Source organism: Pedobacter antarcticus, from assembly GCF_900103515.1.
In the GTDB taxonomy this organism is placed as follows: domain Bacteria; phylum Bacteroidota; class Bacteroidia; order Sphingobacteriales; family Sphingobacteriaceae; genus Pedobacter; species Pedobacter antarcticus.
The window spans coordinates 283,189-304,725 of sequence record NZ_FNGZ01000004.1 but is presented as its reverse complement, the minus strand read 5'-3'; the positions used below and the strand labels follow the sequence as shown (position 1 = coordinate 304,725).

Below are 21,537 nucleotides of genomic sequence, written 5' to 3'. Positions count from 1 at the left end.
GCTTTTCGTAGCTGAGCAGATTTTATTCCAGGTATCCAAATTTACCTTCGTTATAGTCACTTATAGCCTGTTTAATTTCTTGTTGATTATTCATCAGAAAGGGGCCATATTGGGCAATTGGCTCTTGAATAGGTTCGCCACTAAGGATCAGAATTAAACTATCTTCTTTTGCTTCCACACTGATCTCCTCGCCGTCATTTTTAAAATAAATGAACTGACTCGCGCCTGCATTCTCCTGCCCGTTGATGCTGATTTCACCTTCGATAATTAGAAAACCAGTATTATAAGCTGCCAGAAAGCTGAAAACTGCGCTCTTACCGGCTTTGATTTTTGCATTATAAACGTGTAGCGGAGTGAAAGTTGTCGCCGGACCGGTTACGCCATTATAAGTTCCTGCAATAATTTCTACCTCCCCGCCATTGTCTGTAAGCTCCGCTATAGCCAGATCTTTGTGCTCAATAGCCTGGTATTTCGGTTTGCTCATCTTGTCTTTTGCCGGAAGGTTTACCCACAGCTGCACCATTTGAAAAGGTCCTCCTTTTGCGCTGAATTCTTTTTCGTGATACTCCTTATGTAAAATACCTCCGGCAGCTGTCATCCATTGAACGTCTCCCGGGTAAATGATGCCACTATTGCCGGCGCTGTCATGATGTGCTACTGCACCGTGATAAGCAATAGTTACGGTTTCAAACCCCCGGTGAGGGTGTACGCCTACACCGCGTAGTTCATCGGTTGGCGGCAGTAAGACTTTTGCGTTATAATCCAGCAAAAAGAAAGGGCTCATTTTTATTTTATAACCTCCGGGAAAGAAATTACTTACCCGGAAGCCATCTCCAACCATATGAGGCTGTGGTGCATCTAATATGGAGAAGACAGATTTAATCTTGTTTTCCATGATTGTTGCTTATGCCTGCTGAGCAAACTGAAGCTCACCAGCGATTTTAACTTCTTCACCTAACATTACGCCACCTGTTTCCAGTGCAGCATTATAAGTAAGGCCGAAGTCAGTACGGTTGATCTTACCTGAAATGGTAAAGCCAGCTTTAGTATTTCCCCAAGGGTCTACAGCAGTACCTCCGAATTCAGCCTGAAGTTTAACCGGTTTGGTCACACCTTTTATAGTTAGATCGCCCTGAAGAATATAGTCGCTGCCATCTTTTTCAAATGAAGACGATTTGAAAGTAATTTCAGGATGTGTTTCTGCGTCAAAGAAATCGCCACCTTTTAGATGTCCGTCGCGATCTTTATTACCTGTATTAATGGTGTCAACTGAAGCTTTAAAAGAAACTTGTGCATGGTTGAAATCTGCATCTTCTGTTGTTATCTCAGCAGAAAAATCACTGAAGCTACCAGTTACAGTAGAGATCATTAAGTGTTTTACTTTAAATTGAAGCTCGCTGTGTGCGGGATCAAGTATCCATTTTTGAGTTGCCATAATCTTATTGTTTTTTTTTAATAAGACAAATATAGGGCCGGTTTTATAAACGGATGTTGATGTATGATAAGAAATCTACTTGTTAAAATGTTTGTGGGCGAGGTCTTTACGAACGCGGCTTAAAGACTCAGGTGTAATCCCAAGATACGAGGCAATCATCCATTGGGGTACTCTCAGCGTGAGATTCGGGTACAGCTTAATAAAGTCAAGATACCTTTCTTCAGCAGTGGCACTAAGCAGCATGTTAATTCTCTTTTGCATGAAACGGATCGAATTATTCAGCATAGTGATATTCAGATCTTGAATACAGGGCACATGGACTGAGGCTTCCATAAAGAAGTTTCTCGGAATTACCAGCGCTGTAACGGGCTCCGTGGTATCGATATAAAAATCTGACGGTTGATTAAAAAAGCTATTTCTTTCAGACAGAAGCCATTGCTCAGGTGCAAATTGAATGATATGTATTTTGCCTTTGCTGTCCATTGAGTAAGAACGCATTAAGCCTTCAACAACGAAATAGGTTTTGATACTGGTTTCGCCTGGACTAAGGATCACCTGGTTTTTTGCAAATGTCTTCACAGTTATTCCGCCTGAAATCAGCTCAAATTGTTCGTCTGTTAAAGCGATCTTCTGCTGTAAATAGGCTTTAAACTGATTTATGAAGGGCATATAGATATAATCTATTTTTTAGGTGTTTCGATATTTGAAAAATCAACTCCGCATTTGCAGTTAGATCCACATCCATTGCTTTTAGGTGAGACAGCCCTGTAAATTATTCTTCCGATGTAGAATAAGGCAGCTGCAAATAGTAGTCCGACTAATATTGTTTGTAAATCCATAATGTATATTTTGAAGGTCAGATAAACATTAGAGACAAATCTATGTAATCCTATTGACCCAGTAGTCTTTAAAATGTCAATTTAGACTCTCCATGAGGCCCACCGTTCCACCCACCCAGTCAAAGTCCTGATTATACCTTACGCCAATCATTTTCCCCCTGCTTAGTCTGGCCAGGTTAATGCATAACGTAGGCTCCTTTCCATCCGGCCACAGATAGAGTAACCGGATTTCTGCTTTTATTAACCCATCTGGTGCCTGAACAATAGGCTCGTAGTTAACCTTTCTCTGCAGGATCCAGTTCTCCGGCTGTTGAATATCTGTAATATCCTGCTCAGTTACATCTATAATTACGCCCATCCCGGCGAATGAAAACAAAGGTTTTAAGACATAGTTTTCCAGGTCTGCAGGAATCTCCCGTAATTCGCTGACGAAAGTCGTTTCAGGTACAAACTCATTTTTAAGCAGGGGCATGGTATATTTGCTGATCCGGTAAAACCAGTTTGGGTGTGTAATCCATTCAATATCCAGTTCTTCCCTGGGGTCAAAGCTTTGGTTGAATAAATCCTGCTGGTTTGCAACCTCGTCAAAGATCAGGCGGTTGTAAATCCGCTTAAGCCTTATTTTTTGTCCATCCTTTAAATAAAAAAGCTGTTTATCTTCCTGGAAAATATCAGTCAGTGAGAGCACCGGTATCCCGAGAATTCCGGCGGTAACGAAGAAGTCGATAGCCGTCTTCTGTTCTGCTGCATTGACGTCCATCAGGGCAACTTCCTCTGGCTGACATGGTCCAAGTATAACTTCCCGCAGGAGCTCTGTGAAGGAAACACTATCCATTCCATTAAAAAACGGAGTTAAATGCGCTATGTCCTCCAATTGAAAAACCTTTATATAAGTCTCTGCCAGGTGCATCTGAAATGCATAAAGGGAAGGAAATCCCTGTAATTCAATTAATCTGGGCACTAGTTCTCCTCCCTGATCCCGGCATACTGCAAAATCGAAGGCCAGAAAATGTGGGTGATCATTTTCACCTGGTACAAACCATTCTGCTGGAATAGCATTTTCCGTTTGCGCTTTAAAGTCCGGATTCTTGATTATTCGGAGAATTTCTGCGCCGGCATCGATCAGCTTTTCTTTAAAAGCATCCGGCAAAAATATAGGTGTCTCCGCAAAGCGAATTGGAACAGGGGGATACCCAGCCTCCAGTTCGCCAATAAATTCAGCATATTTCTCTTCAGAGAAGGATTCATTGAAGGCTTTCCGGTATTTAGGTATCATAGTTAATTAGTCAAAGGCCTGAAATTGCAGCCGCTAAAAAATTTGGAAGGATATGGGTTTGAGTCAGGTAGATATGTTCCGGGTTTTCCAGGCTATCCATCATATCCTGATATTTTTCTTCTCCATGGACAGTAATTATAGCTTCCTTTTTTTCTTTTTCAGTCAGGTATGCTTTCATGCGTACAGGGTCGGCTTCCGGATGAAACTGCGTACCTACCATATGTGGTGAAAACCTTACGGACATCATGCAGCGTTCCAGATCAATATGCGGCCTTTCTTTTTCGATTGCCAGCACTGTCGCCGTGGAAACAGATGAGGGTTCGTCTGAATTATCAATTACCTGCCAGTCTCTGCTGTCAACTGCGTAAAATGGATTTTTTAAGCCTGCGTATAGTAAATCCTGTTCGCCTTTTTCGGTGAGGGTCACTGGAAATATCCCGAAAGAATTGGATTTTCTCTTGGTGACCAGACCAACATTATATTTTCGGCAGGCCATCTGAAAGGAATGACAGATTAAGAACACGTGTTTTTTAACGGGGTTCAGATTGTTATAGTCGTCCAGTTCATCCAGCAGTCTGAAAAAGACCCGTTCCCACTCTTCCCCTTCGCCATCAAACGGGCTTCCAGGACCACCGCTTGAAATATATATATCAAAATCAGTTCCGGGAAGCTCATGTTTTGCTCTGAGATCGAATACGCTAGCCTGGAGTGTGAGTCCATGATTCTTCTCGAAGGTTGACAGCACCCCCAAAATCCCTCTCAGTCCCTGATTTGGGAACTGGTTATTCATATCTATTACGGCAACTCTTACAATTTTTTTATCTGTCATCTTATCCGTTTGTGCCTATCAATGTCTGGCTGGTTATATAGTCTACTACCGATTCAAAACTTCCTGTTTGATTGTAAACAGCAAGTTGCCTGTCAGCTCCTGTGCCATTTTCTAATATTTTATGCACATAGTTTATGTCGTCCCTGCAGCCCAGTTCATCTACTACGTCATCTACAAAATCTAACAATTCAAGAATCAGATTTCGTGCATTAATCTCCATCTCTTTACCAAAATCGATTAGATTTCCGTCGATTCCATACCTTGCTGCTCTCCATTTGTTTTCATTAATCAATGCCCTGGAATAGCTAATGTACTTCATGTTCTGCAAACGCAGCTTATAAAGTTTAGCACATAAAGATTGAAAAATTGCGACAAAAGCCATCGTCTCATCTACCAGCATTGGACAGTCACAAATCCGGAATTCAATAGTTTCAAAAAATGGATGTACACGAATGTCCCACCAGATTTTTTTAGCATTATCGATACTGTTGGTTTTTATCAGCAGCTTCACATAACTATCATAGTCTTCTATGCTATTAAAGATATCCGGAATTCCCGTTCTTGGGAACTTATCAAATATTTTTGTCCTGAATGACTTATAGCCTGTATTTCTTCCTTCCCAAAAAGGTGAGTTGGTCGAAAGTGCGAAAACGTGTGGAAGGAAATACCGAACCTGATTCGCAATATGAATGGCTAACTCCCTGGACTGAAATCCGACATGGACATGCAGGCCGAAGATTAGGTTTGAGCGTGCAGCTTCCTGTAGTTCGTTAACTATCTCACTATATCTCGGATGTTCTGTGATCAGTTGTTTTTCCCAAAGAGAAAAAGGGTGCGTGCCGGCAGCTCCAATACGCAAGCCCTGTTCGCCGGCAAGCCTGGAGACAGTATGGCGTAGCATGGAGATTTCTTTTCTGGCTTCTGTTGTATTCTTGCAGATTCCTGTGCCCACTTCTACCACGGCCTGGTGCATCTCGGCTTTTACCTGATCTTTATGGATCTTTTGTGCAGCTTCAACTATTTTCTGATCATGGGATGTCAGTTCCCGGGTCACCGGGTCAATCACCATGTATTCTTCCTCTATACCCAATGTAAACTCATTCATCTGGCTATCCTCCTGCTGTGTACTGTATTTGGTTGTTATTTAGTATTCTTTGTGGTTTTAGCACTTTTTACTGTGCTTTTTTTTGCTGCAGGTTTGGGTTTACTGACCAAAGGGATGCCTGATGCCGCTGTTTTAATATAGGCTCCCCAGGTTAAATTATCTTGTCCGTCCTGGTGTAATTGTGCCCTTTCGATTGCATACTTTGCCGCGGTATCAACTACCCAGTCAAAATTTTCCTGGCCCACACTGGTCACTTCAGCATCGGGTGCCGGATTACAGAAGTCGATTGCATAGGGAATACCGTCCCGGACGGCGAATTCAACAGTATTAAAGTCGTAACCCAGATATTCATTTAACTGAATAACATATTCCTCTATTTTCTTTAATAACTGGGGGCTGGATGGCGGTGAGTCGACCACGTAACGCAGGTGAAATGGATTACGTGGTTCATATTGCATAATACGCACGTATTTTCCGCCAATACAGTAGCACCTGTAATATTCATCAAATATAATTTCTTCCTGCAGCATCATGACATACTGCTTGGTTTTACTATGCTTATCAAAGAAATCTTCTTTATCATGCAGTTTGTAAACCTCCTTCCAGCCGCCGCCGTCAAATGGTTTCATATAGGCAGGAAATCCGGTATATTCAAAAATACCTTCCCAGTCCATAGGGAATGCGAGATTACTGAATGATTGTTCTGAAGTGTCGTCCGGTCTTTCATAAGAAGGGATCAAAGCGGTTTTCGGTACCGGAATTCCCAGCTTCACGGCAAGGGCATTGTTAAAGAATTTTTCATCTGCACTCCACCAAAATGGGTTGTTAATCACAGCTGTTCCAGTAATTGCTGCATTTTTAAGTGCGGCTCTATAGAAGGGTACGTCTTGTGAAATGCGGTCAATAATCACTGCATAATCTAAAGGCTCTGCCTGCAGGATTTTGTGAATATTGACAAATTCAGCACGAAATTCATCGCCTCCTAGTTCGTTGACCCGTTTGACAAAGGCTTCTGGAAAAGATCTTTCCTGCCCAAATAGAATACCTATTTTTTTCATGTGTTTTAAAATTGAATTTTAATGCTTAAGATATCTACAGGCTATATATTAAGAATTATTTATAAGGGTTGGATACGGGAAAGATAATCGGGAAACTGTGTTTTCCAGAGTGGCCAGTCATGTACGGCATTTGGTCTGACATCCAGCCAGTGCTGGATTCCCTTTTGGGATAATATGGAAGACATTCTTTCATTAAAGGGTCGGCAGATATCTTTTTCTCCTGTTCCCAAAATAATATCGAGATTCCAGAGTTCCGGGTCCAGATCATTTGGCAAGAAATCTACCGGGTTATTGTAGTAGATATCTCCATTATAGAAACCATCTGTCTGCGAAGTAATGTCAAATGTGCCACTCATACTGAACAGATGGCTGACCAGCCCGGGGTATTTAAAAGCAAAGTTCGCTGCATGATAACCTCCAAAACTACACCCGGCTGTGATTACTCGTTCCATACCGGTGTCCTGACATGCCATGGGGAATAGCTCCTCCTTAAGCATTTTATCATACCAATAATGGTTTTTAGCTCTGTCTGCGGGGTGTAGAGACCTGTTATACCAACTCCAGGCATCAATGCTGTCAGGGCAATAGATTTTAACTATACCTGCGTCGATATAGTGTTGGGCTGCTTCGATTATTCCGAAGTCTTTCTGCTCATAGTAACGCCCCTGACTCGTTGGGAAAAGTAGAACAGGGTGTCCGCTATGGCCAAATATCAAAAGCTCTGTTTCAGTGCTTAGGTTTGGACTATACCATTTTTTATATTCTTCTTTCACGCCTAAACGATTTATATAATGAATATATGTAAATCCGGTTCAAAGCGCAAATGTTTTAAGATTTTCTCCTAATAATCAGGATAATACTAAGAAACACACATGTTTTCTTAATTTTGCCCGCGGAAACGAATAAGTGTAAACGATAATTTGAGTGAAAATAACATGCTAAATCAACATTCAGGACATCAGAGCAGGACGCTGAATTCCGTATTTTTAGACAGGGAGGTGCAATTGGATCTATTTTTCCCTGAAGATTTGATGGGAAATGAAAAACTGAATCTCCTTTTATTGAATGATGGGCAGGATGCTGAGCAGATGGGCCTTGAGGAGATGCTGGCAGCTCTTTATTCAGATCAGAAAATAGAACCATTACTGGTAGTTGCGGTACACGCATCGGCAGAGAGGGTTATGGAGTACGGTGTTGCCGGTATACCGGATTACGCTGGCAGGGGAGCTAGGGCCGGAGCTTATGCCTCTTTTGTAAATCAGGAATTGTTACCCTATATCGCGGCTTTCTGTGGTATGCCTATACAAGGTAAAAAGGGGATTGCGGGTTATTCTTTAGGCGGATTAGCGGCATTTGATATTGCATGGAAAAATCCGGAAAATTTTGATCTCACAGGCGTTTTCTCCGGTTCGTTCTGGTGGCGTAGTAAAGATTTGAAAGAGAATTATACCGAACAGGACAGGATTATGCATGAGGTGATTAGGCAGACTGCAGGTAAGCCTGCGCTTAAATTCTGGCTGATGACTGGAACTGAGGATGAAACTGCGGATAGAAACAAAAATGGAATTATTGATTCCATTGATGACACGATCGACATTATACGGGAGCTGCTAAGCAAAGACTATAGCAGACCTGGTGATATATTTTACTATGAAATGGTTGGCGGTAAACACGATTTGAAAAGCTGGGCGAAAGCTATGCCTGCTTTTTTAATATGGGCTTTCGGCAGATAGGTTTCCTGGCTTAGCTATCGCACGTTTTCTGAATCTGATCAGATTTATGTGTAAAAATTCCTTTTTTCTGTTCCAGTGAGTATCGAAGCATGGCCGTAGCTACGCATTCGGCCTTAATACTCCTGTATTTTTTCAGTCCACCGACCAGCAATGGATTTACGACGCGCATAATCCGGTTTAGCAGATCTTCGGCGAACCTGTATTGCTGTCTTTTAGCATCCAGCAATGAAGGCCGGTATATATGAATACTTTCATAAGGTATTTTCTTGAGTTCTTCCTCGAGCTGGCCTTTGGTTTTACTATAGAACACTTTCGATGTTGCATCTGCGCCCATTGCTGAAACCAGGTGATAACTTGTAGCTCCGTTTTCCTGTGCAATCCAGGCGAGGTCCAGCGGGTATTTGAAGTCTATTTTCCGATATTCATTTTTGTCCGGGGTCTGCGCTGCCGTGGTGCCGATACAGCAAAAGACTGTGTCGCCTTTAATCTGATCTGCGTAATCTTTAATCTTATCGAAGCTGATGAGTAACTGTTTAAGCTTCGGGTGACTTAATGGCATTTCGCGCCTGAGTAAAACGAGTACGGTGGAGTAACGTGGGTCATCAAGTAGTAAGCGGACCAGGGCTGTACCTACGGATCCGGTCGCGCCCATAATTATTGCAGTCTTTTTCATTTAGCTATACTTAGGATCTTTTTATCAGGCATATTTAAGCAGAATTAGAACAATATAATGATGTTATAGTTTGAATGTATTTTTTTTTAGAGTTTTATAAAGACCGGTTATAAGGGTGAAAAAAGGCAATGAGCGGCATGTATTTTTTTGAAGAAAAACACGACATTACCCTAATTGATAGGCTGATATGTCAATTATTTACGTTATCTTTGCGCCAAAATTTAGGCGCATTTTATGCAAAAAATAAGAAACATAGCTATTATAGCACACGTTGACCACGGTAAAACTACATTGGTTGATAAGATTTTACACACTTGTTCGATTTTTCGTGATAACGAACAATCAGGTGATTTAATACTTGATAACAACGACTTGGAGAGAGAGCGTGGAATTACGATCGTATCCAAAAACGTATCTGTTATGTACAAGGATATTAAAATCAATATTATCGATACACCTGGTCACGCCGATTTCGGTGGTGAGGTTGAGCGTGTATTGAAAATGGCTGATGGTGTACTGTTGTTGTGTGATGCTTTTGAAGGTGCAATGCCTCAAACGCGTTTTGTAACGCAAAAAGCTTTGGCTTTAGGATTGAAGCCAATTGTTGTTGTTAATAAAGTCGATAAAGAAAATTGTCGTCCGGAAGAAGTTTACGAACAGATTTTCGAATTGTTCTTCAACCTTGAAGCAACAGAAGATCAGTTAGACTTCCCTGTAATCTACGGTTCTTCGAAACAAGGCTGGATGAGTACAGATTATACTAAACCAACTACAGACATCTTTGCTTTAATGGATGCTGTTGTTGAGCATATTCCTGCTGCACCAACTAACGACGGAACGCTTCAGATGCAAATTACTTCATTGGATTACTCTTCTTTCGTTGGTCGTATCGCTGTAGGTCGTGTACACCGTGGCGTGATCAAAGAAAATATGCCGGTTACCCTGATCAAACGTGATGGAAAAATCGTTAAATCAAGAGTGAAAGAATTATATACTTTCGAAGGTTTAGGTAAAGTTCGTGCTACTGAGGTTCACTCGGGTGATATCTGTGCAGTAGTAGGTATTGATGGTTTCGATATCGGTGATACTATTGCAGATTTCGAAGCTCCTGAGCAATTACCTGTTATTAAGATTGATGAGCCGACTATGAATATGCTGTTCACAATCAACAACTCACCTTTCTTCGGTAAAGAAGGTAAATTTGTAACTTCTCAGCGTATTAAAGAGCGTTTATACAAAGAGATGGAAAAAAACCTCGCTTTAAAGGTTGTGGAAACGGAATCTCCTGATTCATACCTGGTATACGGAAGGGGTATTCTCCATTTATCAGTATTAATTGAGACTATGCGTCGTGAAGGTTACGAAATTCAGGTTGGTCAGCCACAAGTTATTATCAAAGAAATTGATGGTAAGAAATGTGAGCCGATTGAAACTTTAATCGTAGACGTACCTGCTGAAGTATCCGGTAAAGTAATTGAGCTGGTTACACAACGTAAAGGTGAATTATTGGTTATGGAGCCAAAAGGCGACCTGCAGCATTTAGAATTTGAAATTCCTGCACGTGGTATCATTGGATTAAGAAACAACGTATTAACTGCAACTGGTGGTGAAGCTATCATGGCTCACCGTTTCAAGTCTTACGAGCCTTGGAAAGGTACTATCCCAGGCAGGTTGAATGGTGTGTTGGTTTCTATGGAAAAAGGTAGTACAACTGCTTATTCTATTGATAAACTGCAAGATCGTGGCCGTTTCTTCGTTGATCCGGGTGTAGATGTTTACGAAGGACAGATTATGGGTGAACACATCCGTGATAATGACCTGGTTGTTAACATTGTTAAAGGTAAAGCGTTAACGAACATGCGTGCTTCTGGTACTGATGATAACTCACGTATTGCTCCTGCAATTAAATTCTCTTTAGAGGAAGCAATGGAATACATTCAGGCAGATGAGTATATTGAGATTACTCCTGTTAGTATGCGTCTACGTAAGATTTATCTTACTGAAAACGAGCGTAAAATCAACGCTAAAAAATTCCAATAGGATATATTGATATTTTTATTTAAAGCCTGTAAGTTTTCTTACAGGCTTTTTTTATAAGCTTTTTTTTTCTGGCAGATAATCAGCTAATGTTTTTTTAACATAGCACGTCAGGTAGATTTCGTATTTTGTGCAGCAGTACTAATACTGGTTTATATGCTTCGGAAATTTTGTGCAGTCCTTGTTTTTTTGTTAATCAATACGGCTAGTGTTTGGTCGCAGCAATCCAACACCGGTTTTAAAATAATTCCACTCGGTGTTAAAGGCGGAGACGATGAAAGCAATTTATCTGCTTATATGGTCGCACCTGCAGGTAGTGAAAACTATGTTTGTCTGGATGCCGGAACCATAAAGGCAGGAATACAGATGGCCGTTAGCCGCAGGACCTTCAAAGGAAATATCGAAGAAATTCAGCGAAAAAAAATAAAAGGTTATCTGATCTCACATGCCCATCTGGATCATGTGGCTGGATTAATCATCAATTCACCAGCAGATACATCAAAAAATATTTATGGAATATCTCCTGTACTTCATGTTCTCAGAGATAAATACTTTACATGGGATGCCTGGGCGAATTTCACAAATGAGGGCGAAAAGCCGCAGTTGAAGAAATATTCATATGTCACACTGGAACAGGGTGTTATTTATCCGCTTGCAGATACAGAAATGAAAGTTCAGGCTTATGAACTCAGTCATGGAAATCCTTATAAAAGCACAGCGTTTTTAGTTAGTTCAAATAATAGTTCCCTGTTATATCTCGGGGATACCGGTGCAGATGAGATTGAAAAATCCAATAAATTAATTACGCTGTGGAAAGCGGTTGCTCCATTGATTAACTCAGGTCAGTTAAAGGCCGTATTTCTTGAAGTTTCCTTTCCGAACGAACAACCAGACAATCAGTTGTTCGGCCATCTGACTCCAAAGCTTTTTCATGCTGAGCTTAGTCAGCTCCGTGAGCTGACTGACCCCGAAGCTTTCAAAAAGCTTACTTTTATTGTAACGCACACTAAACCTCCGCACGCAAACGCAGAAAAAGTAAAGAAGCAACTGATTGCAGACAATCTGCACAAGCTCAAACTCGTCTTTCCCGAACAAGGAAAACAGTTAACAATAAGGTAATATAATCCAAACATTTATCCGCTGTTCATGCATGTATTTTTGAAAAAAATGCATCCATGAAAAAAACATTACTTCTTTTTACAGCTTTCTTATTTTTACTCTTCTTAAAGATAGATGCTGTAGCACAAAATGAAACAACCGCCTCTATAAATGGTCTGGTCACCGATACAAAAGGACCAATTTCAGGGGCTACAGTTATTGCCATTCATGAGCCATCCGGTTCGAGATACGCAACATCAACCCGGCCGGACGGACGCTACAATTTACCGGCAATGCGCATCGGCGGCCCGTACTCAATTACAGTGACTTTTGTCGGTTTTCAAAATCAGACCCAGCGCGTTGAAAAATTAGCATTGGGCCAAAGTTCAACTTTAAATGTCATCTTAAATGAAGATGCCAGTACTTTATCTGAAGTCACTGTGACCGGTAAACAGAGTAAAGTATTTAATTCCGGGCGAACGGGTGCATCTCAGAATATCTCGAGAACTGTTATACAGAATATGCCAACTTTAAACAGGAGTTTCACCGACTTTGTTAAACTTACCCCTCAGTTTTCACTACAGTTCGGAAGTCCCAGCATCGCAGGCAGAAGTAACCTGGCTAATAATTTTACAGTGGATGGAGCCTTATTTAATAATGCATTTGGCTTGCAGGGTACAATTGGCAGCCAGACCGGATCACAGCCGATCAATATGGATGCTTTTGAGGAAATTACGGTGAATATCGCGCCTTATGATATCCGTCAGAGCGGATTTACAGGAGCGGCAATTAATGCCGTAACCAGAAGTGGTACAAATGAGTTTCAGGGATCTTTAAATACCTATTACCGTAACCAGGACCTGGTTAGTGATTATAACTACGCCGGACTAAAAACACCCGTAAATAACTTTAGTCTTAAAGGTTATGGATTCACTTTAGGCGGGCCCATTATAAAAAATAAATTATTCTTTTTCGTAAGCGGTGAGCTGGAAAGACGCTCCGATCCAGGAACAGGATTTATAGCCTCCAGAGGTGGAAGTACCGGCCCCAATGTTTCTCAGGCAAAAGGAGAGGACCTGGATAAATTGAGTTCATATCTCCAAACACTGGGTTATGAGGCAGGTGCGTATGAGAATTATGCACTGAACACAAGAAGTGATAAATTATCTGCCAAACTGGATTATAATATTGACGACAAGAATACCTTAAGTTTAAAGTATTTCTACTTCCGGTCCTTCAAAGACATTTTACCGAGCAATAGCGGCGCACCAAAGAATAATCGCCAGCCCTCACAGCTCGGTCTTCCTTTTCAGTCTGCCGGATACGGTATTAATAATAACATGGATAATGTCAACCTTGAATTCCGAACACGTTTTAGTAACAAGTTCTCCAATCAGCTGACAGTAGGTTACAATAATATGAATGATTTCAGGGAGTCAAAGGGTAATAAACCTTTCCCTCTTGTAGATATCATGAATCCTGACGGCAGTTCCTATACTGCTTTCGGTTACGAGCCTTTCACTGCATTTAATACCTTAAAAACCAAGGTTTATCAGGTTACCAATAACTTTAATATCTATGCCGGCCGCCATGAAATTACAATCGGCGCTAATTACGAGGGCTACAGGACGCGCAATGGTTTTGCTCCGAACTATTATGGCGCTTATACTTTTAATAGTCTGGCAGACTTCTATAACAGCGCAAATACCGGAGTTTCAAATGCATCCAAATACCAGGTTCAGTATTCTGTGACGCCTGACGGATCATTCCCTTATGCCGAAATTCAGTCAAATATGTACGGATTATATGTCCAGGATGCTTACACAGTTAGTGACCAGCTAAAAATAACCGGTGGGCTACGTGCAGACTTAACGCATGTTTCTTCACCCGCCTCGGTCAGTAACCCGAATGTAGAGAACCTGTCTTTTGAAAACGGCGAGAAAATTGACGTCGGCAGATTCCCAAAAAGCTCAATTTTATGGTCACCACGTCTGGGCTTTAACTGGAACGTGAATAATGAGGGGCTAACACAGGTAAGAGGTGGTACCGGTTTATTCACGGGAAGGCCTCCTTTAGTTTGGGTTTCCAACCAGGCGGGTAATAACGGTGTTCAATTTGGTTCGGAATCAATCACAAATCCAAAAAACAGACCATTTACACCTGATGTTGATGCCTACAGAAATGTGAATAACTCAACTTCTGCCAATAACACCACCTATAACCTCGCAGTAACTGATCAGAATTTTAAATTTATGCAGGTATGGCGGTCCAATCTGGCGATTGACCAAAAACTGCCAGGGGGCTTCACAGGAACAATCGAGGCTCTATATTCAAAGGACATTAACTCGGTTTATTTCAGGAATGCGAATTTAAATACTTCAGCCTACACGCTTTTACAAGGTGCAGACAACCGTCCTAGATATACTAGCCCAAGAATTTATGGCGCTGCGGCACCTACGCCAGCAAATCCTAATATTTCCGATGCGATTGTAATGACCAATACTGATAAGGGACGTAGCTTGTCGCTTACAGGAACATTATCTAAAGAATTCGCGGGAGGCTTCTTCGCAACAGCTGGTTACACTTATACAGATTCAAGGTCAGTGAATGACGGCGGCTCTATTGCACAGTCTATGTGGAGAGATCGTCAAGTGTCCGGCAGCCCGAATACAGACGCACTGTCTTATTCAAGTTACATGGTTAAAAACCGGTTTATCGCTTCGGTCGTTTACAGAAAGGAATACATCAATCATTTGGGTACCACAGTTTCGATGTTCTACCAGTTACAGGACGGTTTCAGATATTCTTATACTTATGGTAACGACTTGAATAATGATGGTTTAAGTGGAAATGACCTGATTTTTGTACCTGCAAATAAAGCTGATATTGTACTGGTACCGGAGAATGCGAATGATTCCCGTACACCAGACCAGCTTTGGAATCAGTTAAATAGCTATATCAGCCAGGATAACTATCTAAACAAAAAGAGAGGACAATACGCCGAAAGGAACGGGCTTGTAGGCAATATGATCGGAACGCTTGATATTCGCCTGGCCCAAGACTTATTTACAAGTGTTAAGGGTAAAAAGCACTCCTTGCAATTTACTTTTGATGTTTTCAATTTTGGAAACATGATTAATAAAACATGGGGTGTTCCGAAATTTGCCAACCGGGCAAATGGATTGCTTAATTTTAAGGGTGTCGATGCTACTACCGGCAAACCATCATTCTCTTTCCCTTACTTAAACGCAGACAACAGTGTGCCGCTGGTAAACACTTTTTCAAGCAGTATTGATGAGACTGCCCGCTGGAGAATTCAGCTCGGTCTGAGATATAGATTTAATCAATAATCTTTTAAGTAAATAGCTTAAACAGGGGTGTCTGTATTTACAGGTCACCCCTGTTTTGCTTTAATTAAATCTCATCTCAATTTCAGGATGTCTTTATTATTCTGCTGGCCCCAATTTTTATTTATTTTTACAGTCTATTCAATCGATTATGGAATCATTACAAGGAAAAAATGCACTGATCACCGGTGCTGGTAAAGGAATCGGACGTGCCGTAGCTATTGCTCTTGCACAGGAAGGTGTAAATATTGCATTGCTCGCAAGAACAGAATCTGATCTGAATCTTGTCGCCGATGAATTAAAGGCTTATGGTGTTAAAACGGTCGTTGTCACTGCAAACGTTGCTGATATTGACGCTGTTAATGCTGCCGCAGAACAGGTTAAAAGTGCTTTTGGGCATCTGGATATCTTAGTTAATAATGCCGGCATCAGCTCGTTCGGTTCTTTTATGGAACTTGAGCCTTCAAGGTGGGAAGAGATTGTAAAGGTTAACCTTTTTGGGGTATATTATGTTACGCGTGCCTTTCTTCCAGAAATGATCGAACGTAAAACCGGAGATATCATTAATATTTCTTCTACCGCCGGTCTTCGTGGCGCCGCCGTCACAAGTGCTTACAGCGCATCTAAATTTGGACTGATCGGCCTTTCTGAATCTTTAATGCAGGAAGTTCGTAAGCATAATATCAGAGTAAGCACACTAACTCCAAGTACGGTCTCCACAGATATGGCAAAGGATCTTAATTTAACGGACGGTAACCCTGACAAAGTAATGCAACCGGAAGATTTTGCCGAATTTATTGTCAGCAACCTGAAACTGAACCGCAGGGTTTTTGTGAAGGATGGGGGGGTGTGGTCGACTAATCCCTAATAATAAAAATTCAATATGTTTCAAGACGGCTCCACCTCGCGAAGAGCTCGCTAAGGCCTTTTGAAACATATTGAAGATTTTATTATTAAGAGAATCATGCCGGTCTGGGAGTAAGTTAGGTAGGTAATGTGGTAGGTTTTTTAAGTTAGGCAGGTTGAGAGGCTTTGTGGAAGGCTTTTAGGTTTTTTAAGTTAGGCAGGTTGAGAGGCTTTATGGAAGGCTTTTAGGGTTTTTAGTTAGGCAGGTTGAGAGGCTTTGTGGAGGGATTTGTTTACTGCTTTTTTTCATACCAGATGTGAGTTACGCCCTCGTAAGTAAAGGTCTCGATCGGGGAGGCCCATCGGCCAATTCCGTTTTGGATGTATTGGGTACGGATCAATTCAATGCTTTTTTTAGCATCTTCGATGCTGCTTATAGGATTTCCACCGAGGAATTGATGGACTTCAGGGTCGGAGTCAAGCTCAAATATTCCAGGATAATCGGTATGGGTAAGCTCTCTTATAAGTAGTCTGCTGGTTTCAATAACTATTTTCATTGTTTTTTTAAGGTGCTGTGAAGAGCTAAATAAGCGCCGGGTGCTGGTATCGGGGGGTAAGGTTAAATAAAAAAGGAGATTTAGCTATAAATCTCCTTTTTTATTTTGGTTTTTATTTAGTCGGAATGTGATTAGGCATGTTGCCCGTCATGCACACCTTCTGCAAATTCTTCCACGATTTTATCGTTGAAGGCAGGCAGGTCGGCGGGGCTGCGGCTGGTTACCAGACCTTGGTCGACCACGACCTCCGAGTCTTCCCATAGGGCCCCGGCATTTACGAGGTCTATTTTAATGGTTTTGGTGGAGGTTAGTTTTCTTCCTTCCACAACTTCCGCAGAGATCAGTACCTGTGGTCCGTGGCAAATGGCTGCGACCGGTTTACCAGCTTTGAAAAAGGCCTTTACAAAGTTAAGGGCATCTTCATTTTTACGCAGGCTATCCGGATTGAGGACACCTCCAGGAATTAGCAGACCCTGGTAGTCATCTGGATGGGCAGTTTTCACTGTCTGGTCCACGTTAATTTCCACGGTCCATTCCTTATCGTCTTTCATTCCTTGTATTTTACCTGTTTCCAAGGAAACTATATGTACGGAGGCACCTTCTTCTTTAAGTCTGGCAACAGGGCTGGTTAACTCTGATTCTTCGAATCCATTTGCTGAAAGTACAGCTATGTTGCGGTTATTTAATCTTCCCATAATAATTGAATTTTGATGTACAATTACTACAAGTCAGAAAAAAGATTGTTTGTCATTATCTGAAATTGGGAATTATAGAGGGGCTCGGTTTCTTTTTCTGTTGGCATTCTGAAACCCATAATAGTTCCTGCAAACCCTGAGCAGTCTTGCTATCGCTGGAATTTAATCATTGGTTCTGCGGTTCTTGACATAATAGAGAGCCAGATTGAAAGCAATAATGCCATGGTTTATCAGGTTAGGAACAAAGCCGTAGTATTTACTGAAGATATGGAACCGTTCTTTAAGGCTCTCCCGGTGTTTTTGCTTGGATATGCCGCCAACGAGGTATTTTGCGACGTATTGGTGGGTATTAACGATAACCTTTGCCTTTTTTGCGGCCCTGATTATCCAGTCTATGTCCGCGCTGTATTTGTATTCCAGATTGTAAGGTTCTGCAATTTTCCGGCTAACATAAATTGCCTGGTGACTGATATTCATGCCGTATCTGAAGCTCTTCCAGGTGAAGGATTGCGGTACTTGATGTCTGCGTCTGCCCAGACTTTCCCAGTTGTCGTTATACATTTCAGTTTCACCGTAGTAGATGTCGGCACCAGGACGAGTTGCAAAGACGTTCTCGACAGTATTGGCTGCATATATTTCATCACCTGAATTCATGAACAGGATATAATCGCCCTTTGCCATTGCTATCCCTTTATTCATCGCATCATAGATTCCTTTATCCTTTTCTGAAATATACTGGCTGATACGATTCTCATATTTCGCAATCACCTCTTTTGTACCGTCGGTAGAAGCTCCGTCAATTATTATATACTCGATCTGCGGATAGGACTGGCCCAAAACAGAACGGATAGTTCTCTCGATGTCACGGACATTATTATAGACAATGGTAATTACACTCAGTGTAGGCTGCATTTTGAATTTGGATTAATATACATGGGCGTCTATTAATGACTGATATAATTGCTGATGTTGTTTAGCTACTACTTCCTCGGAAAAGTATTTCAGTATAGTTAATCTCGCTTCTTTCTGTATTTCAGGCGCGTGCTCTTCATGGTATAACCATTCCATTCCGGTAGCGAGATCTTCTGCCGATTCATAGTCTGCCAGATAACCATTTACGAGGTGATTAACCATATCCGGGATGCCACCCGTTTTAAATGCGATTACCGGCGTAGCACAGGCTAGGCTTTCCATTACTGTGTTGGGTAGATTATCCTCCAGTGACGGTGTAATGAAGGCATCGGCGGCCGAATAACATTTCGCTAGCTGCGTATCATCACTGATAGTTCCCAGTAGCGTGGTTTTAAAAGGGAATTCGGGCATTTCTATGCCATCTTTATTACCAAAGATTAGCAGTTCTATATTTCCCGGGTCGATATCCGGACGTTTAGCCAAATCGTTCAAAGCTTCAACAAGATATGCTGTCCCTTTATGTTTGTCATTTTTTGAGGGCATAAATCCGCTCAGAATTACAAATTTCTCAGGTGCGATATTAAAGATTCTCCGGGCTTCTGATTTAACATACGGTTTGAAGACGTTTGTTTCAATGGTGTTTGGGATAACCGTTTGCGGCCTTACACCCATCAGGCTGCTAAACCTGACAGAAGATGCCATCCAGTTACTGGGGGCGATAATATGAAAATCGAGGTTTGCATATCCCTTCTTCTTTTTTAGCCAGTTCCAGTGAGACAGATCATTTTTACCGCTCATTTTTAATAAGGGGCAGTTACCGCATTGTTTATGGAAATTTTCACAAGCATAGCGGACATGGCAGCCACCGGTAAAGGCGTTACTGTCATGAAAAGTCCAGACGATCGGCTTATTTAGTTCCTCTAAATCAGCCAGGTTAGATGGCTTAAGAAAGCCGTGGTTTACCCAGTGCAGGTGGATAATATCAGCTGATTGTACCGCAGGATGACTAGCTATATTGCTGCCGAACCATTGTAGGGAAAAAGGTGTTTTGAGCGCTGCTTTTGTCAGAAATTTAGACAGATAACGCTCTGCAAGTATATGATAAACAGCGCTGATTTTTTGGAATATGGAATGGCTGAATGCCCTGGATTTCTCACTCTTTTGAAACTGATAATATACCAGAACACTAGAGTCAGTACCGTGTGCTTTCAGTGCGTCACTAAGCCGGAGACAGGCACGTCCTGCTCCGCCATTCCCTTCGTATGTATTGATATGGATAACTTTCAATGCGACTAAATTACAAATAATTATATTTTCCAGTGAATTCCCCGGACAGGAAGATATATATTTAGCTTCATATTACGTTCTCTTTGTCCCGGCATGATTATAGGTAGAGGGGATAATAATCAGAAAGCTAACAAATTGAATATGGTAAATCTATTAACAGATAGAGATTTTTGGGTGAATTATTGGACTAGTAAAAAAGGGCTTTCATTTCGAATACCGGAAAACTATCTGTTTCATAAAGAACTAAAGGAAATTATTGACAGGGAAAAAATTAAAACTGCCATTGAACTGGGTGGTTTTCCTGGATATTATGCGGTCTTTCTGCGTAAATATTTTAAGCTGGATGTCACGTTGCTGGATTATTTTATTCACCCCCCGGTAACTGATGATCTGCTGGAGACCAATGCATTGCAGGCCGGAGATATACACGTTATAGAAGCAGATTTATTTAATCATCAGGAGCGGGGTAAATATGATATGGTGCTGTCCTGCGGTTTGATAGAACACTTTAATGATACCGGGGATATTGTCAAAAAGCATGTGGAGTTTCTTAAACCTGGCGGCACATTATTCATCACGCTCCCGAATTTCAGGGCGTTAAATGGTTGGTTCCAACGTAAATTTGATCGGGAGAATTACGAGAAACATAATATCCATTGTATGGATCCGGAGCTTCTGGCCGGTATTTGTAAACAGGAGGGACTAACCGTAAAGGAAGCCCGCTATTTTGGACACTTTAGTTTATGGCTGAAACAAGAGAAGGAAAAGCCGGTGGCTGTAAGATTATTCAAAAAAGCCACCTGGATTGCAGGCAAAGTGCTTACGAAGATTATTCCTTTTAACTCAAAAGCACTTTCTCCTTATATCCTGATAGAGGCAAAAAAGGAATTGTAAGCCGCTAAGCTTTAAAATTATGTAATTTTTGTTTGACGAACCTTTTTAACCTCTCCCAGATATTCCCTTTTCTGTTACCAAGGAATGCTTTGATAGCGAGGTAAGCTTCCTTATTCTCTGCGATCTTTTCAGGGAAAGTCCGGATAGGCTTAGGGTTAATAATTACATTATAAATTTCATTGATACCGGAATGCACACCAGTACCATCATGGCCAATGTTATTCACCAAGGAATGTGATGGGTTTAAAGTTAAGCCACCCTGCAGGAAAATTGATGCATACCATCGGATCGCCCAGCTGTTATTCTTTCCTTTTTTAAATTCCATCATCTGCTTCCAGAAATTCATCTGATTGTCAATCGAAAATGCAGCTTTTTGCTGATGACTGAATTTAGATATCAAAACATCTATATCAGGCTCGAAGTGGTTCCATGCTCTTTCCCAGGTTGCCCATCCCCAACTTGACGCTGCTCTGTAAAAAAATGTTTCAGGCAGATCCGTACCTTTCAACGGGTACATATAGGCACCGATATGCATGACTTTTTCTTCTTTTTTGTACCGTTGCAGTGCTTCGTTGAAGTAAGTAAGCGTATAGGGAGAGGTGATCAGATCGTCTTCCAGGACAATTACCTGTCCATAGTTTTTAATAAGCTGGCTTACGCCTGCAATTACCGAATCTGCAAGCCCGAGATTAGTCTTGCGTTCCAGTATTTCAACGGATTTAAATCCCTCAGTATTTTTTAAGATTTCCCGTACTTCGGCAACCAGTTCTTCATCACTTTCTTTTGCAGGCCCGTCAGAAAAAATAAATAAACGACTCTCTGCTGCCAGCTCATTCTGTTGCAGGAACTTTAAGGTACGCGCAGTATGCTGCGGTCTGTTATATACAAAAAGGGCTATGGGAGCGAAAACCTGCAT

21 protein-coding genes are annotated in these 21,537 nt (G+C 41.4%); 6 read left to right on the top strand and 15 right to left on the bottom strand.

The window, feature by feature from the left end; genetic code table 11:
- Window positions 1-22: 22 nt before the first annotated feature.
- The 9 genes from BLR53_RS11220 to BLR53_RS11180 all read right to left on the bottom strand — a co-directional run bounded on the left by BLR53_RS11220 (window position 23) and on the right by BLR53_RS11180 (window position 7,315).
- Window positions 23-895 (bottom strand): pirin family protein, encoded by an 873-nt coding sequence (locus BLR53_RS11220; protein WP_074589706.1) that lies wholly within the window; start codon window positions 893-895, stop codon window positions 23-25.
- Between the two features lie 9 nt (window positions 896-904).
- Window positions 905-1,435 (bottom strand): YceI family protein, encoded by a 531-nt coding sequence (locus tag BLR53_RS11215; RefSeq protein WP_037441927.1) that lies wholly within the window; start codon window positions 1,433-1,435, stop codon window positions 905-907.
- A gap of 75 nt (window positions 1,436-1,510) precedes the next feature.
- Entirely contained in the window at window positions 1,511-2,104 is a 594-nt protein-coding gene (locus tag BLR53_RS11210; RefSeq protein WP_074589704.1) for a Crp/Fnr family transcriptional regulator, read from the bottom strand.
- 11 nt (window positions 2,105-2,115) lie between these two features.
- Entirely contained in the window at window positions 2,116-2,274 is a 159-nt protein-coding gene (locus BLR53_RS11205; RefSeq protein WP_074589702.1) for a FeoB-associated Cys-rich membrane protein, read from the bottom strand.
- A 76-nt stretch (window positions 2,275-2,350) separates the two neighbouring features.
- Window positions 2,351-3,550, bottom strand: coding sequence for a hypothetical protein (locus BLR53_RS11200; RefSeq protein ID WP_074589699.1), 1,200 nt, complete (start codon window positions 3,548-3,550; stop codon window positions 2,351-2,353).
- A gap of 10 nt (window positions 3,551-3,560) precedes the next feature.
- The gene (locus BLR53_RS11195; RefSeq protein WP_074589696.1) at window positions 3,561-4,379 is read right to left on the bottom strand and encodes a type 1 glutamine amidotransferase; all 819 of its coding nucleotides are present in this window, start codon (window positions 4,377-4,379) and stop codon (window positions 3,561-3,563) included.
- 1 nt (window position 4,380) lies between these two features.
- Complete coding sequence (locus tag BLR53_RS11190; protein ID WP_037441921.1) at window positions 4,381-5,484, bottom strand: carboxylate-amine ligase; 1,104 nt, start codon at window positions 5,482-5,484, stop codon at window positions 4,381-4,383.
- A 35-nt stretch (window positions 5,485-5,519) separates the two neighbouring features.
- Entirely contained in the window at window positions 5,520-6,542 is a 1,023-nt protein-coding gene (locus BLR53_RS11185; protein WP_074589694.1) for an ATP-grasp domain-containing protein, read from the bottom strand.
- A 59-nt stretch (window positions 6,543-6,601) separates the two neighbouring features.
- On the bottom strand, window positions 6,602-7,315 hold the full coding sequence (locus tag BLR53_RS11180) for an esterase family protein (RefSeq protein ID WP_074589692.1): 714 nt from the start codon (window positions 7,313-7,315) through the stop codon (window positions 6,602-6,604).
- Between the two features lie 162 nt (window positions 7,316-7,477).
- On the opposite strand from BLR53_RS11180, the gene BLR53_RS11175 reads away from it, so the two are divergent.
- Window positions 7,478-8,275 carry an alpha/beta hydrolase gene (locus BLR53_RS11175; RefSeq protein WP_074589690.1) on the top strand — a complete coding sequence of 266 codons (798 nt, stop codon included), beginning with the start codon at window positions 7,478-7,480 and terminating at the stop codon, window positions 8,273-8,275.
- A gap of 10 nt (window positions 8,276-8,285) precedes the next feature.
- On the opposite strand, the gene BLR53_RS11170 is transcribed toward BLR53_RS11175, so the two are convergent.
- Window positions 8,286-8,948, bottom strand: coding sequence for an NAD(P)H-binding protein (locus BLR53_RS11170; RefSeq protein ID WP_074589688.1), 663 nt, complete (start codon window positions 8,946-8,948; stop codon window positions 8,286-8,288).
- Window positions 8,949-9,182: 234 nt separating this feature from the next.
- Here BLR53_RS11170 and typA point away from each other — a divergent pair, with 234 nt between their 5' ends.
- The 4 genes from typA (at window position 9,183) to BLR53_RS11150 (ending at window position 16,298) form a co-directional block, all read left to right on the top strand.
- Entirely contained in the window at window positions 9,183-10,988 is a 1,806-nt protein-coding gene (gene typA, locus BLR53_RS11165; RefSeq protein ID WP_037441911.1) for a translational GTPase TypA, read from the top strand.
- 153 nt (window positions 10,989-11,141) lie between these two features.
- Window positions 11,142-12,104 (top strand): MBL fold metallo-hydrolase, encoded by a 963-nt coding sequence (locus BLR53_RS11160; RefSeq protein WP_074589686.1) that lies wholly within the window; start codon window positions 11,142-11,144, stop codon window positions 12,102-12,104.
- Between the two features lie 56 nt (window positions 12,105-12,160).
- The gene (locus BLR53_RS11155; RefSeq protein WP_074589684.1) at window positions 12,161-15,433 is read left to right on the top strand and encodes a TonB-dependent receptor; all 3,273 of its coding nucleotides are present in this window, start codon (window positions 12,161-12,163) and stop codon (window positions 15,431-15,433) included.
- 148 nt (window positions 15,434-15,581) lie between these two features.
- Window positions 15,582-16,298 carry a 3-ketoacyl-ACP reductase gene (locus BLR53_RS11150; protein WP_037441905.1) on the top strand — a complete coding sequence of 239 codons (717 nt, stop codon included), beginning with the start codon at window positions 15,582-15,584 and terminating at the stop codon, window positions 16,296-16,298.
- Between the two features lie 271 nt (window positions 16,299-16,569).
- On the opposite strand, the gene BLR53_RS11145 is transcribed toward BLR53_RS11150, so the two are convergent.
- The 4 genes from BLR53_RS11145 to BLR53_RS11130 form a co-directional block, all read right to left on the bottom strand.
- A complete protein-coding gene (locus tag BLR53_RS11145; protein ID WP_074589682.1) occupies window positions 16,570-16,833 on the bottom strand; it encodes a GNAT family N-acetyltransferase in 264 nt (87 codons plus the stop codon).
- A 131-nt stretch (window positions 16,834-16,964) separates the two neighbouring features.
- Window positions 16,965-17,528 carry a type 1 glutamine amidotransferase domain-containing protein gene (locus BLR53_RS11140; RefSeq protein WP_074589679.1) on the bottom strand — a complete coding sequence of 188 codons (564 nt, stop codon included), beginning with the start codon at window positions 17,526-17,528 and terminating at the stop codon, window positions 16,965-16,967.
- Between the two features lie 162 nt (window positions 17,529-17,690).
- The gene (locus BLR53_RS11135; RefSeq protein ID WP_074589677.1) at window positions 17,691-18,440 is read right to left on the bottom strand and encodes a glycosyltransferase family 2 protein; all 750 of its coding nucleotides are present in this window, start codon (window positions 18,438-18,440) and stop codon (window positions 17,691-17,693) included.
- A gap of 12 nt (window positions 18,441-18,452) precedes the next feature.
- The gene (locus tag BLR53_RS11130) at window positions 18,453-19,727 is read right to left on the bottom strand and encodes a glycosyltransferase (protein ID WP_074589674.1); all 1,275 of its coding nucleotides are present in this window, start codon (window positions 19,725-19,727) and stop codon (window positions 18,453-18,455) included.
- Window positions 19,728-19,868: 141 nt separating this feature from the next.
- On the opposite strand from BLR53_RS11130, the gene BLR53_RS11125 reads away from it, so the two are divergent.
- Window positions 19,869-20,621, top strand: coding sequence for a class I SAM-dependent methyltransferase (locus tag BLR53_RS11125; protein WP_074589817.1), 753 nt, complete (start codon window positions 19,869-19,871; stop codon window positions 20,619-20,621).
- Window positions 20,622-20,625: 4 nt separating this feature from the next.
- On the opposite strand, the gene BLR53_RS11120 is transcribed toward BLR53_RS11125, so the two are convergent.
- Window positions 20,626-21,537: a glycosyltransferase family protein gene (locus BLR53_RS11120; RefSeq protein WP_074589671.1), complete on the bottom strand. Its 912-nt coding sequence runs from the start codon at window positions 21,535-21,537 to the stop codon at window positions 20,626-20,628.

Excerpts from the sequence above, each read along its gene's own strand:
- BLR53_RS11220 (WP_074589706.1), bottom strand. The coding sequence starts at position 895 with ATGGAAAACAAGATTAAATCTGTCTTCTCCATATTAGATGCACCACAG.
- BLR53_RS11215 (WP_037441927.1), bottom strand. The coding sequence starts at position 1,435 with ATGGCAACTCAAAAATGGATACTTGATCCCGCACACAGCGAGCTTCAA.
- BLR53_RS11210 (WP_074589704.1), bottom strand. The coding sequence starts at position 2,104 with ATGCCCTTCATAAATCAGTTTAAAGCCTATTTACAGCAGAAGATCGCT.
- BLR53_RS11205 (WP_074589702.1), bottom strand. The coding sequence starts at position 2,274 with ATGGATTTACAAACAATATTAGTCGGACTACTATTTGCAGCTGCCTTA.
- BLR53_RS11200 (WP_074589699.1), bottom strand. The coding sequence starts at position 3,550 with ATGATACCTAAATACCGGAAAGCCTTCAATGAATCCTTCTCTGAAGAG.
- BLR53_RS11195 (WP_074589696.1), bottom strand. The coding sequence starts at position 4,379 with ATGACAGATAAAAAAATTGTAAGAGTTGCCGTAATAGATATGAATAAC.
- BLR53_RS11190 (WP_037441921.1), bottom strand. The coding sequence starts at position 5,484 with ATGAATGAGTTTACATTGGGTATAGAGGAAGAATACATGGTGATTGAC.
- BLR53_RS11185 (WP_074589694.1), bottom strand. The coding sequence starts at position 6,542 with ATGAAAAAAATAGGTATTCTATTTGGGCAGGAAAGATCTTTTCCAGAA.
- BLR53_RS11175 (WP_074589690.1), top strand. The coding sequence starts at position 7,478 with ATGCTAAATCAACATTCAGGACATCAGAGCAGGACGCTGAATTCCGTA.
- BLR53_RS11170 (WP_074589688.1), bottom strand. The coding sequence starts at position 8,948 with ATGAAAAAGACTGCAATAATTATGGGCGCGACCGGATCCGTAGGTACA.
- typA (WP_037441911.1), top strand. The coding sequence starts at position 9,183 with ATGCAAAAAATAAGAAACATAGCTATTATAGCACACGTTGACCACGGT.
- BLR53_RS11160 (WP_074589686.1), top strand. The coding sequence starts at position 11,142 with ATGCTTCGGAAATTTTGTGCAGTCCTTGTTTTTTTGTTAATCAATACG.
- BLR53_RS11155 (WP_074589684.1), top strand. The coding sequence starts at position 12,161 with ATGAAAAAAACATTACTTCTTTTTACAGCTTTCTTATTTTTACTCTTC.
- BLR53_RS11150 (WP_037441905.1), top strand. The coding sequence starts at position 15,582 with ATGGAATCATTACAAGGAAAAAATGCACTGATCACCGGTGCTGGTAAA.
- BLR53_RS11145 (WP_074589682.1), bottom strand. The coding sequence starts at position 16,833 with ATGAAAATAGTTATTGAAACCAGCAGACTACTTATAAGAGAGCTTACC.
- BLR53_RS11140 (WP_074589679.1), bottom strand. The coding sequence starts at position 17,528 with ATGGGAAGATTAAATAACCGCAACATAGCTGTACTTTCAGCAAATGGA.
- BLR53_RS11135 (WP_074589677.1), bottom strand. The coding sequence starts at position 18,440 with ATGCAGCCTACACTGAGTGTAATTACCATTGTCTATAATAATGTCCGT.
- BLR53_RS11125 (WP_074589817.1), top strand. The coding sequence starts at position 19,869 with ATGGTAAATCTATTAACAGATAGAGATTTTTGGGTGAATTATTGGACT.
- BLR53_RS11120 (WP_074589671.1), bottom strand. The coding sequence starts at position 21,537 with ATGCAGGTTTTCGCTCCCATAGCCCTTTTTGTATATAACAGACCGCAG.